Source organism: Snodgrassella sp. W6238H11 (assembly GCF_016100525.1).
GTDB lineage: Bacteria > Pseudomonadota > Gammaproteobacteria > Burkholderiales > Neisseriaceae > Snodgrassella > Snodgrassella alvi.
Genome location: NZ_JACFSH010000001.1, coordinates 48,824 through 62,389 on the forward strand (window position 1 = coordinate 48,824; position 13,566 = coordinate 62,389).

Annotated in this window: 12 protein-coding genes; 8 read left to right on the forward strand and 4 right to left on the reverse strand. The window is 43.7% G+C overall.

The genetic code is table 11. From position 1 onward, the window contains the following. The first annotated feature begins 70 nt into the window (after positions 1-70). The 4 genes from H3V00_RS00240 to H3V00_RS00255 all read left to right on the forward strand — a co-directional run bounded on the left by H3V00_RS00240 (position 71) and on the right by H3V00_RS00255 (position 3,968). On the forward strand, positions 71-661 hold the full coding sequence (locus H3V00_RS00240) for a LemA family protein (RefSeq protein WP_078475098.1): 591 nt from the start codon (positions 71-73) through the stop codon (positions 659-661). Positions 662-1,056: 395 nt separating this feature from the next. Further along, entirely contained in the window at positions 1,057-1,920 is an 864-nt protein-coding gene (locus H3V00_RS00245) for a YgcG family protein (protein ID WP_232335911.1), read from the forward strand. Between the two features lie 124 nt (positions 1,921-2,044). Then, entirely contained in the window at positions 2,045-2,986 is a 942-nt protein-coding gene (locus H3V00_RS00250) for a DnaJ domain-containing protein (protein ID WP_198206715.1), read from the forward strand. Between the two features lie 427 nt (positions 2,987-3,413). Continuing rightward, entirely contained in the window at positions 3,414-3,968 is a 555-nt protein-coding gene (locus H3V00_RS00255; RefSeq protein ID WP_232335910.1) for a TPM domain-containing protein, read from the forward strand. A 366-nt stretch (positions 3,969-4,334) separates the two neighbouring features. Here the strand turns inward: H3V00_RS00255 and H3V00_RS00260 are convergent, their stop codons facing one another. The 4 genes from H3V00_RS00260 to modA form a co-directional block, all read right to left on the reverse strand. Next, on the reverse strand, positions 4,335-5,129 hold the full coding sequence (locus tag H3V00_RS00260; RefSeq protein ID WP_174829902.1) for a TOBE domain-containing protein: 795 nt from the start codon (positions 5,127-5,129) through the stop codon (positions 4,335-4,337). Beyond that, positions 5,122-5,811 (reverse strand): ATP-binding cassette domain-containing protein, encoded by a 690-nt coding sequence (locus H3V00_RS00265; RefSeq protein WP_198206714.1) that lies wholly within the window; start codon positions 5,809-5,811, stop codon positions 5,122-5,124. The genes H3V00_RS00260 and H3V00_RS00265 overlap by 8 nt, the downstream gene beginning before the upstream one ends. A gap of 72 nt (positions 5,812-5,883) precedes the next feature. Beyond that, positions 5,884-6,564 carry a molybdate ABC transporter permease subunit gene (gene modB, locus H3V00_RS00270; RefSeq protein ID WP_198206713.1) on the reverse strand — a complete coding sequence of 227 codons (681 nt, stop codon included), beginning with the start codon at positions 6,562-6,564 and terminating at the stop codon, positions 5,884-5,886. 65 nt (positions 6,565-6,629) lie between these two features. Then, complete coding sequence (modA, locus tag H3V00_RS00275; RefSeq protein ID WP_037393650.1) at positions 6,630-7,397, reverse strand: molybdate ABC transporter substrate-binding protein; 768 nt, start codon at positions 7,395-7,397, stop codon at positions 6,630-6,632. Between the two features lie 462 nt (positions 7,398-7,859). Between modA and fdnG the strand changes: the two genes are divergently transcribed. The 4 genes from fdnG to fdhD all read left to right on the forward strand — a co-directional run bounded on the left by fdnG (position 7,860) and on the right by fdhD (position 13,495). Next, positions 7,860-10,967, forward strand: coding sequence for a formate dehydrogenase-N subunit alpha (gene fdnG, locus H3V00_RS00280; protein ID WP_198206712.1), 3,108 nt, complete (start codon positions 7,860-7,862; stop codon positions 10,965-10,967). Positions 10,968-10,979: 12 nt separating this feature from the next. After that, positions 10,980-11,894 carry a formate dehydrogenase subunit beta gene (gene fdxH, locus H3V00_RS00285; RefSeq protein ID WP_025330239.1) on the forward strand — a complete coding sequence of 305 codons (915 nt, stop codon included), beginning with the start codon at positions 10,980-10,982 and terminating at the stop codon, positions 11,892-11,894. Then, complete coding sequence (locus tag H3V00_RS00290; RefSeq protein ID WP_025330240.1) at positions 11,894-12,553, forward strand: formate dehydrogenase subunit gamma; 660 nt, start codon at positions 11,894-11,896, stop codon at positions 12,551-12,553. The genes fdxH and H3V00_RS00290 overlap by 1 nt, the downstream gene beginning before the upstream one ends. Positions 12,554-12,694: 141 nt before the next feature. Next, the gene (gene fdhD, locus H3V00_RS00295) at positions 12,695-13,495 is read left to right on the forward strand and encodes a formate dehydrogenase accessory sulfurtransferase FdhD (RefSeq protein ID WP_025330241.1); all 801 of its coding nucleotides are present in this window, start codon (positions 12,695-12,697) and stop codon (positions 13,493-13,495) included. The last annotated feature ends 71 nt before the right edge of the window (positions 13,496-13,566 follow it).

The following is a 13,566-nucleotide window of genomic DNA, read 5'->3' on the forward strand; positions in this document are numbered from 1 at the left end:
GCGCTAGTTATGACGTAAAAAGTAACAAGAGCATGTTAAACTGGCACAATAATACATACGGGAGTTTATAATGTATAAACGGTTAATGGGTTGGATAGGCGCATTTATTCTGGTTTTAAGCCTCAGCGGGTGTGGCTATAATACAATGCAGTCACAGGATGAGGCTGCAAATGCTGCCTGGTCGGAAGTGCTGAATCAGTATCAGCGTCGTGCTGATCTGGTACCCAATCTTGTGAATACAGTTAAAGGCTATGCCAAACATGAACAACAAGTTTTAACCGACGTTACTAATGCCCGTTCACGTGTAGGCAGTCTGAATATGACCAGCAGTGATGCTGATAATCCGGCAAAAATGGAACAGTTTTCACAGGCACAGGGAAATCTGAGCAGTGCTCTGAGCCGCTTGCTGGTAGTAACAGAAAATTATCCTGATCTGAAAGCTGATCAGAGTTTCCGGGATTTACAAGCGCAGCTTGAAGGCACAGAAAACCGTATTGCTCTGGCACGCAACCGCTATATTCAGACAGTACAGGTTTACAACACTACTTTGCGTTCTTTCCCGAACAATATCACAGCCAAAATTTTCGGAATGCATGTTCGCCCGAATTTTGTACCGGAAAATGAAGCGGCGGTAAAACAGGCACCGCAGGTAGAATTTTAATTCGTTTTCTGTTGTTATTTTATGTGATTAATTAAACAGCCAGTTTGTCAGAACTGGCTGTTTGCATATCAGTATAGTAAGCAGCTGCTACTATTGTGCTAATTGTTTTTTTGCAGAATCTGACAAAATGGAAATTAAAAATTTATATGGTTGCGGCTATTTTCCGAACAGACAGGAGTAATTGTTAAACATACCAGCAGTTCGATAAAAACTTGCAATACTAACTGTGGAAATTTGCTGTATCGGACTGAATACTTGTATTCTGTTGTAATAACAGAATCTGTTTGTCTGAAAGTATGGAGTCAGATAATAGTGGTCTTTTATCCTGACAATCAAAAGGTTAGTATGAACTAAAATACAAGCAAATTTGCTTTTATGGCACTAAGGTTGCAAAGATGAACATAATACGCTTATCTGTCCACAGGCTACTCGGTCTTTTTCTGGGCTGTTTTTTTGCAATGCATTTGCTCGCTGCCAATGGTTTGGTTCCTGTACCAGCGCTGACTGATCCGGTAATGGATACAGCCAATATGTTACAGCCTGCTACCCGTGCAGAATTAAACCAGCAGTTACTGGCGTTCAGCCGGCAGCATGGCAGCCAGATTATAGTATTGACAGTTCCGGCTATCTCACCGGAAACACCTTTTGACTATGCTACGCGTGTTATGGATAGCTGGAAACCGGGGCGTAAAGGAATTGATGACGGTGTACTGTTGTTGCTGGTGCGCGATGAACATAAAACGTTTCTGGCACCCGGTCGCGGACTGGAAGGGGCTATTCCTGATGTTTATGCTAAAAGAATTCTGGATGATGTGCTTCGTCCGCAGTTACGGGCAAATAATGCAGACGTAGGTGTACGTGAGGCTGTAAATCAGCTGGAGAAGCTGATTAACGGTGAAAAATTACCGGCACAACAATCTGCACATCAGGAATCTGATGATTCAGGCTCAACAATTTTTGGAATTCTGTTACTGATATTTATAGCCGGTTCATTTTTGAAAAATATATTTGGTAATACGCTGGGCAGTGCAATTGTCGGATTTCTGGTATTAAGTTTTGGCTGGTATTCGGGCTGGAGCCTGTTTGCAGCGATTATTGGTGCAATTCTGGCATTCATAATAGCGCTCATTTTTGCCGGTAATATTTTTATTGGCGGCTCTGGCGGAGGTAGGGGCGGTTTTGGCGGTGGTTCAGGAGGCGGAGGGTTTAGCGGAGGAGGCGGCGGCTATGGTGGTGGCGGAGCCTCCGGTAGCTGGTAATACTGGCAGTCATCATTGAATTCCCCGTTAAATACTGACAATTTGTAAATTTTACGTAAAATAATGTATAGTTATTTATTTGTATGATTATGATTATTTAGCATTTCGTTTCTGGTGGGCATACATGTCTAAAGTCGGTTATGGTATCTTTTTTCTGCTGATGTACTTTTTAGTCATGCGTTATAGCGTGTTCGGAGTGCTGATTGATATTGTACTAATCATACTGATTATGTTTTATCTTCGGGCTGTGCAGATTGTAGATGATGGTACTGAAGCATCTATCGCTGCCGACAATAATCTTTATGTAGTTGTTATGTTTGAAGTGGCCGGTCAGATTTGTGCAGCTAAAGGACATGTTTCTGATGAAGATCGGTCGCGTGTCTATGACATGATAAAAAAAATGCAGCTGGATGCAGAAACTGAAGTTTTGTCGCGTTATGCTTTTAATATGGGGCAGACAAAAAATTATCCGCTCAGAATCAGACTTAAACAACTATACCGGGCTTATAGTGATGACAAGCGCGGTTTAATGCTGTTTTGTAAAAATATGCTTGAATTAGCGCTGATTGACGGACGGCTGCATAATAATGAACGGCGCATTCTGAATATCATAGCGGATGAATTTCATATTCCTTATGCACAAATGCTTATTTTTGCCAGCCAGACTATTCATCAGGAAAATGAATACCGGCATTACTGGCAGACCAACGAGCAATGGAAACAGCAGCGTCAGCGTGCGCGTTCAGAGCAACGCCGACAACAATATCAGCAACAGCAGAAGCAATATCAGCAGCAATATCAGCAGCAATATCAGCAGCAATATCAGCAACAGCAACAACAGCCTGAAGAACCGTTTGGTTCTGATCCTTATCTTGTACTGGGTATATCAGCAAAAGCGAGCCCGCAGGAAATTAAACAGGCATATCGCCGCCTGATGAATAAATATCATCCGGATAAACTCATTAAGCAAAATCTGTCGGAAACTAAGATGCAGCAGGCAACTGAACATGCTCAGCGTATACAGGCAGCCTATGCTTATGTGAAACAGTTACGCGGATTTGTTTAGATAATAAATAAGGGATTATAGAATCTATATTTATTTCAAAATATATAACCCTTAGAATTTTGTGATTTTCCAATCAGAGAATTTGTCAGAGCCAGCTCTGATAATAGGTTGGTTTTTATGTTAGAAATCATTTTTGCTCTCTGGCAATATCTGGATTTTTACTTTACAGGCTAATTTTCCCTGCTAGATCAATTAGTATCGTTATCATCAAAATATATGCTAACTAATGTCGCCAGCAATAATATTCGTTACATCTGACTTTCCGGTTTTCTGTTTTTATATGATATATATTGTTTTTGTTATCAGCCTGGTAACAGCAGCATTTTCTTATTAAGAAAATTTATGGTAGTGTAAGTAGAATACTGATTATTCTGGAATTAATTAAGTAACTCAATATATACTTTTTAATAAATCTGCGGTGCTAACTATGAAATCAGATATACAGGAAAAAGCAGAATATACGAGCTTAAATAAACTCAATATGCAATTATTACCACGTATCTGGCGCCACTGGATAAATCCGCGCCAGCGGGTAAGTAAATATTTTCCTGCTCTTGCATTGCAACAGCTAACTGAACAAATTACATTATCTGAGCAACGTCATACCGGACAGCTACGGTTTGTGATTGAATCCAGCCTTGATACAGCGAATTTGTGTCATCACACTACGGCACGCCAGCGTGCACAATATTGGTTCGGAAATCTGGGTATATGGGATACTGCTGAAAAAAGTGGTATTTTAGTTTATGTACTTTTTGCTGATCGCGCAGTAGAAATTATTGCAGACCGGGGTATTAATACCTGTGTGAGTATGGTGCATTGGCAGCAGATATGTAATCGCATTACTCAGGCATTTCAGCATCAACGATATATGGATGGTTTAACTGCCGGACTGGATGAGCTGACGGAATTACTTGTGCAGCATTTTCCGCGTACACATGCCGGTACTAATGAACTGGCTGATGAAGTTATTCTGCGCTAGTTTTGAAAAGCTAAGTATTTATATAAGTAAATTTTCAAGATACTGTAACGGCTTAATATTCAATTAAGTTATCAGTGTGCAGTATTTTCAGTAAATTAGCCCATAATTACAAAAGATGTGGAATTAATTATTAATATTTCGTGATAAAACGCCATAAATAGTTTTTTTGAATTAAATTTATTTAATAATATTAAAATACAAATATATAAGGTCTATAATATATCTGCGGCTTAAAAGGACAGATTGACAAAGAGGGAATGTGCATGGCCGCAGGTAGTTTGACTATCGCACGTAAGCATAAGCCGGAATAATCTGATATTGCATGACGGGGTTATTCTGGCTTCAGTTTGTCTGATGAATGCACATTCAGCGCAAACGTCCGATAATAATGTTCGGAGCCTTGATTAACAGCATGATTTTATCTTCATTTTTCAATTGCATAGTTTGTGCACTATGACAGGTAATACTGGCGGTCAGGCTGACAGCTGCGCCTAAATCCACAGTAATCACACTGTTTACAGCACCAGTATCTATTTGGCGTATTTGGCCTGTTAGCTGGTTACGAGCGGATATTTGTAAATTCGGATCGGGACGCGCAAGCATAATGGCTGATGCCTGAATGAGAGCCAGTGCATCAACGCCGACAGCCAGTTCCATCTGTTCACAACTGTGTCTGGTAAGAATGGCTACCAGTTCCTGTCCGTTGCTCAGTTGCAGATGAACCTCATTATTTACAGCTCCTTCAATGATTTGGCTGATTCTTCCGGCGAGTTGGTTATCAGCACTTAAATCCAGATTCATTTTTTGCCATAAACTATGATGACTATTGTCAGCGTTAGCTTCCAGTTGCCGGATGAGTTGCTGATGACGTTGCTGCATAGTGTGATAATAATTTAAAAAAGCTTCACCAAAAGCTGTTAATACACTGTTCCCGCCGCCCTGACCACCGGTTTGCCGCAAGACTAAAGGTTCAGGCGCCAGATTATTCATTGCATCTATGGCATCCCATGCTGCTTTATAACTCATAGGTACCGCTTTAGCCGCCTGAGTAATGGAGCCGAAACGCCGGATATTTTCCAGTAATGTAATCCGTTTGCTGTTGCCAATTCGCTGGCCGTTAATAGTGGGAATCAGTTCACTGTTAAGATTAAATTCATTCATTGCGATTGTTACGGGGAGCTGAGTACAGACATCCATTATCCATATGCCAGATTTGAGCGTCAAAAGCAGCTGCATCTTCCGGATCGTGAGTTATCAGTAGCATGGGTAAGTTTAATTTCTGCTGCCAGGCAGATAACTCAGAACGCATTTGAGCCCGTAGCTGAGTATCCAGTGCAGAAAATGGTTCATCCAGCAGAATAGCCCGCGGCTGAGCAATCAAAGCACGAGCCAGAGCCACACGCTGGCGCTGCCCGCCGGACAGATGAGCCGGATATTGTTCTGCTACCGAATTGAGCTGCATAGCAGTCAGCCAGTGTTCAACTTCTGTATACCGGCTGCGTTTTTTCGGATTGAATAAACCATGACAAATACCGCAGGCAATATTCTGCCGGACATTTAAATGAGGAAAGAGGGCATAATCCTGAAATACAAAGGCCAGTTTACGTTGTTGCGGGCTAAGATTAATATGCTGCTGTGCCTGAAACAGAGTAACACCATTCACATTAATATGCCCCTGTTCAGGAGTCAGCAGACCGGCAACAGCCTTTAGCATCAGACTTTTACCACTGCCTGAGGCTCCCATAATAACTGTACGCTGTGACTGACAGCACAGGCGGATATCCAGAGTAAAATGACTTCTGTCATTACGCTGAAGGGTTTTCTGAAAATTAAAATCTAACATAAAAACCATTGGCCGGATTAAAAACAGACAAAGCAATACCGGAAAACAATATTGTTTAATTCAGGTATCGGATTATTTAAGATTGGTCATAGGTACTTTGCCGGATAAAAGTTTGCCGGTAATTAGTAATATCAGAATACAGACCACAGATATAATCAAGACCAGAGTATTGGCCAGATAGTCATCTCCGGCCTGTACTGCTTCATATACGGCAATCGACAGGGTTTGTGTCTGCCCCGGAATGCTGCCTGCCACCATCAGCGTAGCACCGAATTCACCCATACTGCGTGCAAATGCCAGTAATACGCCGGCCAGAATACCTCTCCAGGCCAGCGGCATAGTAATGCGCAGAAATACTCCGGCATTACTGATACCCAGAACACGCGCTGCCTGCTCCAGCTGGGAATCCAGGCTTTCAAATGCAGCACGTGCCGGTTTAAATACCAGAGGAAACGATACGATTGTTGCTGCTACAACAGCACCCTGCCAGGTGAAAATCAGATTAATACCCAGATAATGTTCCAGCCATTGACCAATAAAGCCATTTTTTCCAATCAGTACCAGTAAGTAATATCCCAGTACCGTTGGCGGCATTACCATTGGCAAAGTGAGAATGGTATCAATCAGTTCCTTTCCCCAGACAGTTTTACGGGCAAGTACATAACCTATACCGACCCCCAGAACCAGATTGATAGCAGTTGCCCACAGGGCGATTTTAAGTGACAGGGCAAGAGCAATCCAGGCCGCAGCCATTATCTACTCCTTAAAATAAAAATTCAGACAGATTCGCGGGAGGATAACTGCCGGTGGAAACATACTCAGTGTGCGCTTTGAAAACCGTAACGCTTAAGAATCTTCTGACCTTTTGGCGACTGGATAAAATTAATAAAGCGGCTGGCAGCCACTGGTTCTTTACTGGCTACCGTCTTAGCAATCGGATAGCTGATTGGCTTACTGGTCGGGATGGTTGCAGCTACACTAACTTTATCCGGCATAATGGCCGCATCTGTGCCAAATACGAAACCGGCTTCTGCTGACTGATTAGCTACGTAATCCAGAGCCTGACGGACATTATTCACATTCACAATTTTAGGCTTTACCGTACTCCATACTTTTGCCTGCTCCATTGCTGCCTGAGCATAACGTCCGGCCGGTGTAAAAGCGGGGTTGCCCAGTGCAATATGTTTGATACCTGGTTGCTGCAGATCTTTCAGTCCGCGTACATTCAGATTGCTTTTTTTCGGAATAATCAGTACCAGACTGTTATTTACAAAATTAATTCTGTCCTGTGCCCGCACAAGATTCTTAGTCTGAGCCTGATCCATAGTTTGCTGATCAGCAGAAGCAAATACATCTACAGGCGCACCGTTTTGCATCTGCTGAAGCAGAGAGCCTGAAGCTCCGAAATTAAGCAGTACTTTATCCTGAGGATATTGCTGCTGATATGCTTTGGCAATGTCATTAAATGCATTGGTCAGACTGGCAGCCGCTGAAACTGTGATATTGGCGGCAAGTGAAGCAGTGCTCATTACACTCAGGCTGATTGCAGTAACAATAGTAGTCAGACGAATGTGGTTAAAGCGCATATTTTATCCTTATTTGAAATAAATTATTATCTGGCGCTGGGTCGGGCAATGCCGATTATAAAGGAAAATTATTGCTAAATATACCTATGTATATAGCGATAGATAGTCATAGAGATGTTCGATACAACATATATGTCATAGCAAATAAATAATTTATAAATCAATTTGTATGCAAAATATTCATGACTAATAGAAATAATTTATTGAATAAATTATTTCTATTTATTGCTAATGTAATAACTTGTATTTTAACCTTTATACTAATTAAATTCGGAATTTAAATGAAATTGTAATTATTTATTTAAAGTAGAAAATACTGATAAAATTTTATAATAGTTTAAATAAGGTATTATAATAGGATTAAATGTTAGTATAAATTAATTTTCTAGCATAATTAGTAAGCAGTGCGGGGATGGATTTCCTGCAAATAAATAATAAAAATTTTATTAGGAACATACACACATGAACCTGACAAGACGCCAGTTTTTCAAGGTTACCGCAGCAGGTGCCGGCGCGACAGGACTGGCAGTGATGGGCATGGCTCCTGCCACAGCCTTTGCTGAAGTCCGCCAGTACAAGCTGTTGAGGGCTACAGAAACACGTAATAACTGCACATATTGCTCAGTTGGTTGTGGTACGTTGTTGTATAGTCTGGGTGACGGTGCCAAAAACGCCAAAAAGAAAATTTTTCACATAGAAGGTGATCCCGATCATCCGGTCAGTCGCGGCAGCTTATGTCCTAAAGGCGCCTCACTGATTGACTTTGTTAACAGCCCGAACCGTGTATTGCATCCGCAGGTTCGTGAAGCCGGAAGCACAGAGTGGAAAGACATCAGCTGGGATGAGGCACTGGATCGTATTGCCCGCCTGATTAAAGAAGAACGTGATGCCAATATTATTGAAAAAAATGCTGATGGTGTTACGGTTAACCGGCTGGAAAGTGTGGGTATGCTGTGCGCTTCTGCCAGCTCCAATGAAACCGGTATTCTGACTCAGAAATTCATGCGTTCGCTTGGGTTGGTTGGTGCTGATTCACAGGCACGGGTTTGTCATGGTCCGACAGTATCAGCACTGGCTGCTACGTTTGGTCGTGGAGCCATGACCAATACCTGGACTGATATCCAGAACGCCGATTTTATTCTGGTTATGGGTGGTAATGCCGCTGAAGCACATCCGGTAGGTTTTAAATGGGTTATTGAAGCCAAAAAACAAAAAGGCACCAAACTGATTGTTTGCGACCCGCGTTTTAACCGTACTGCCTCTGTAGCCGATCATTATTTGCCGATTCGTTCCGGTACCGACATAGCTTTCCTCGGAGCGGTAATCAACTGGTTGATTAAAAATGATAAAGTGCAATGGGATTATGTTAAAAACTATACCAATGCTGCCTTTATTCTAGCTGATGGCTATGGTTTTCATGAAGGTCTGTTTTCCGGACATGCCGATTACACGACTGAAGACGGCAGCGCGGCACCGGAAGCAGCTCCGAAAGGTGCCAAAGGCGGGGCTGTCTATAATAATGCCAGCTGGACATACGAGCTGGATGAAAACGGCTATGCCAAAGCAGACCCGACTCTGGAAAATCCGCGTTGCGTCTGGCAGATAATGAAAAAGCATTATGCCCAGTACACCCCGGAAATGATGCACAAAATTACCGGTACACCGATTAAAGATTTTCTGCTGGTGTGTGAAGCTCTGGGGGCAACCTCGGCAAAAAACAAAGCCGGTACAATTCTGTATGCACTGGGCTGGACTCAGCATACTTATGGTTCGCAGAATATCCGTACCATGGCCATGATTCAGCTGATTCTGGGTAATATCGGTATGCCCGGTGGGGGTGTGAATGCTTTACGCGGCCATTCCAATATTCAGGGCTTGTCTGATCTTGGTTTGCTGTCTACCAGTCTTCCTGGCTATCTGAGCCTGCCTAACGAAAAGAAAAATCCGACTTTTGCTGATTATCTGAAAGTTCAGACACCTGCGGCCATGCGTCCGGGACAGCTTAATTACTGGAGCAATACGCCCAAATTTATGGTAAGCCTGCTCAAATGGTTCTTTGGTGATAAGGCTACCAAAGAAAATGACTGGGGCTATGACTGGCTGCCGAAGTGGGACAAAATGTATGATGTGCTGCAAATGACCGAAATGATGTATCAGGGCCAGATGCACGGTTTGCTGGTACAGGGTTTCAATGCCATGGGTTCCTTTCCGGATTCTAACCGTATCATCGAAGCATTTTCCCGCCTCAAGTGGATGGTAGTAATGGATCCGCTTAATACCGAAACGGCTACCTTCTGGGAAAATCATGGTGATGCGCATGACGTAGATTCCCGCTCTATCATGACGACAGTGTTCCGCCTTCCTGTCCCTTGTTTTGCAGAAGAAAATGGTTCGATTGTCAATTCTTCACGCTGGCTGCAATGGCATTATGCCGGAGCCGAAGCTCCGGAAGAAGCCAGAGCCGATCTTGAGATTCTGGCTGATTTGCATTTACGTATTAAAGCTCTGTATGAGAAAGAGGGCGGTAAAGTACCTGAACCGATTCTGAATCTGAGCTGGCCGTATAAAGTACCGCATTCACCGACACCGGAAGAAATGGCACAGGAATCCAATGGCTGGGCACTGACGGATATTAAGGACGAGAAGGGTAATATTATCGTGCCTAAAGGCGGGCAGCTGGATAGCTTTGCTCAGTTACGCGATGACGGCACAACAGCCTGCGCCTGCTGGATTTTTGCCGGTTCCTGGACTAAAAACGGCAACCAGATGGCACGGCGTGATAACAGCAATGCCGGACTGGGTAATACCCCGGGCTGGGCGTGGGCCTGGCCGGCAAACCGCCGTATTCTGTATAACCGCGCTTCCTGCGATCCGTCCGGCAAAGCCTGGGATCCTGACAGAATATTAATTCACTGGGACGGCAGCAAATGGATTGGGGCGGATGTGGCTGACTACAAGGCAGATCAGGCACCTGACACTAATATGAATCCGTTTATCATGAATGAGGAGGGTGTTGGTCGCCTGTTCTGTACCAAAAAACTGGTAGATGGCCCGTTTCCAACATTCTATGAGCCTACTGAATCACCGGTTGGCAAAAACCTGCTTTATCCTAAAGTACTGAATACACCCGCAGTGCGCTTATTTGACAGCGTTAAAGGTCGTATCGGCAATAAAGATGAGTTTCCTTGTGTCGGCACTACATATCGTCTGACAGAGCATTTTCAGTTCTGGACGAAATCCGTGAAATTGCTGATGATTGCTCAGCCCGAACAGTTTGTTGAAATCAGCGAAGAGCTGGCAGCACAAAAGAATATTGCTAAAGGCGATACAGTTAAAATCAGTACTAAGCGCGGCTGGGTAGAGGCCAAAGCCGTGGTAACCAAACGCCTGCGTCCGTTGGAAATTAATGGGCAGACCGTCCATCAGATAGGTATTCCCCTGCATGGTGGCTGGGTGAATGTTGGTGAGAAAAAACAGTTTCTCATTAACACACTCACACCATTTGTTGGTGACTGCAATACACAGACACCAGAATACAAAACCTTTTTATGCAATATCGAAAAAGCGTGAGGGGAATAAGTCATGGCTTTACAATCTTTGGATATAAAACGTCGTTCGGCTACTAATCAGCTCACGCCGCTACCACAGGCAAGAAAACCCATTGAAATTGCCAAACTGATTGATGTTTCGACCTGTATAGGCTGCAAAGCCTGTCAGGCTGCGTGTTCGGAATGGAATGACATTCGTGATGAAGTTGGCACCAATCATGGTGTATACGATAACCCGATTGACCTGAGTGCGGATAGCTGGACGGTAATGCGGTTTTCTGAAACCGAGCAATACGGCAAGCTGGAGTGGCTGATTCGTAAGGACGGTTGTATGCACTGTTCTGACCCGGGCTGTCTGAAAGCCTGCCCGTCACCGGGTGCAATCATTCAGTATGAAAATGGTATCGTCGATTTCCATCAGGAAAACTGTATTGGTTGCGGTTACTGTATTTCCGGCTGCCCGTTTAATATTCCGCGTATTTCGAAAAAAGATAACCGCGCTTACAAATGTACCCTGTGTTCAGACCGTGTGGCCGTTGGGCAGGAACCGGCCTGTGTGAAAACTTGTCCTACCGGCGCTATTCATTTCGGCAGCAAAGAAGACATGAAGTCTTTGGCCGGGGAGCGTATAAAAGACTTAAAACAGCGCGGTTTTGAGCAGGCAGGGCTCTACGATCCACAGGGTGTGGGCGGTACCCATGTTATGTATGTACTGCATCATGCGGATAAACCCAGCCTGTACCATGGTCTGCCGGACAATCCGCGTATCAGTACCACCGTTAAATTATGGAAGAGTATGCTCAAACCGATAGCAGCATTCGGTATTGCTACCGCTGCTTTTGCCGGCTGGCTGCACTACATTACCATTGGTCCGAATCGCCCTGACGATGATAAAGAACAGGTTCTGAATCGTGAAGGCGAAATCCTCAAAGATAAAGGGGACGCATAATGAAAAGATTATTAATTCAGCGATATAAAAAATCCGAGCGGTTTAATCACTGGGTAGTAGCCGGCTGCTTTGTGCTGCTGGCTGTTTCCGGTCTGGGTTTTTTCTATCCGTCTTTTTTCTGGCTCACTGAAGTTTTCGGTTCTCCGCAATTGGCACGCATCCTGCATCCGTTCATCGGAGTGGTGATGTTTCTGGGCTTTTTTATCCAGTTTTTCCGCTATGTAAAATATAATTTTTTTGAGCGGGATGATATTAAATGGTTACTGGGAATTAAGCATATTCTGCTGGGAAGAGAAATTGGTGATACTGGCAAATATAATGCTGGACAAAAATGTATGTTCTGGCTGATGTCCATCAGTATGGCACTGCTGCTTATCAGCGGGCTGATTGCCTGGCGGCAGTTTTTTTCCGGATATTTTCCAATTTGGGTGGTACGTATCGCTTTGCTAGTGCATTCTGCCTCTGCTATTCTGCTGATTGTCGGTATTATTATTCATGTATATGCCGCATTGTGGATTAAAGGCACAATTCCGGCGATGGTGGAAGGAGTGGTTAGTCAGGAATGGGCGAAAAAGCACCATCCACGCTGGTACCGCGAAATGATGGCAAAAAAAGAAGCCAAAGCGCAGCAAAATTCCACTTCACAGACAACTGAATAATTTAAATAATCATCATCTGTAGTGCTGTCTGTATGGCGTATTGTCATACAGACAGTAAAATTTTATCTTCTTGCATGATTCGGTTAATATGTCGGTACAAGTCTTTTCCGGCTGTTACCGGTTCATAAATACAGAAACCTCATGAATTACACCCCCGCCCAAAATCGCACTGTCTGGGTGGCACAGGCTGGAGAATGCAGTAGTACCAGTGATAATATCAGTGCCGAAATCCCAGTAGCACTTGTTTATAACGGTATCTCCCATGTCGTATTAATGGCTACGCCCGCTAATATTGCCGAACTGGCATTGGGTTTCAGCCTGAGTGAAGGCATCATTGAAAATGCAGAGCAAATTTATGCGATTGAAATTACTGAACATCTGCATGGAATTGTGGCTGAGATTGAGCTGGCCAGCGCAGCATTTGCACGTTTGAAAAGTCGCCGTCGCCAGATGAGCGGACGCACTGGTTGCGGACTGTGCGGTATTGACAGTCTGGCAGCTGTTCAGCCAGAAATAGAACCGGTTTTACGCGATTGGCATGTAGAATTTAGCATAATCGGGCGTGCTTTGACCGATTTTAACCATCATCAGCAACTGCGGGCGCAAACTGGTTCAGTTCACGGCGTGGCGTGGGCTGACAAGGCAGGTAAGATTGTAACCGTCCGTGAAGATATCGGCCGGCACAATGCTTTAGACAAGCTTATTGGCTGGGGATTACATGCAAAAGTGGATTGGAAGCATGGTTTTGTGGTATTGTCCAGTCGCGCTAGTTTTGAAATGGTAATGAAATCAGCAATAACCGGTATCGGGTGTATCGTGGCCGTATCTGCGCCCACCACCTATGCCATTGATTTGGCTCACAAGGCTAATATCACGCTGGTGGGTTTTGCGCGTCATAATCGCCAAGTAATTTATACCCATCCTCAATTTTTTCATCCTTAACGCATGTTTAAAACAAAAAATAATAGAATATACTCTATTGTTTTTGTTTCGCTTTTTAGATTGAATAAGAA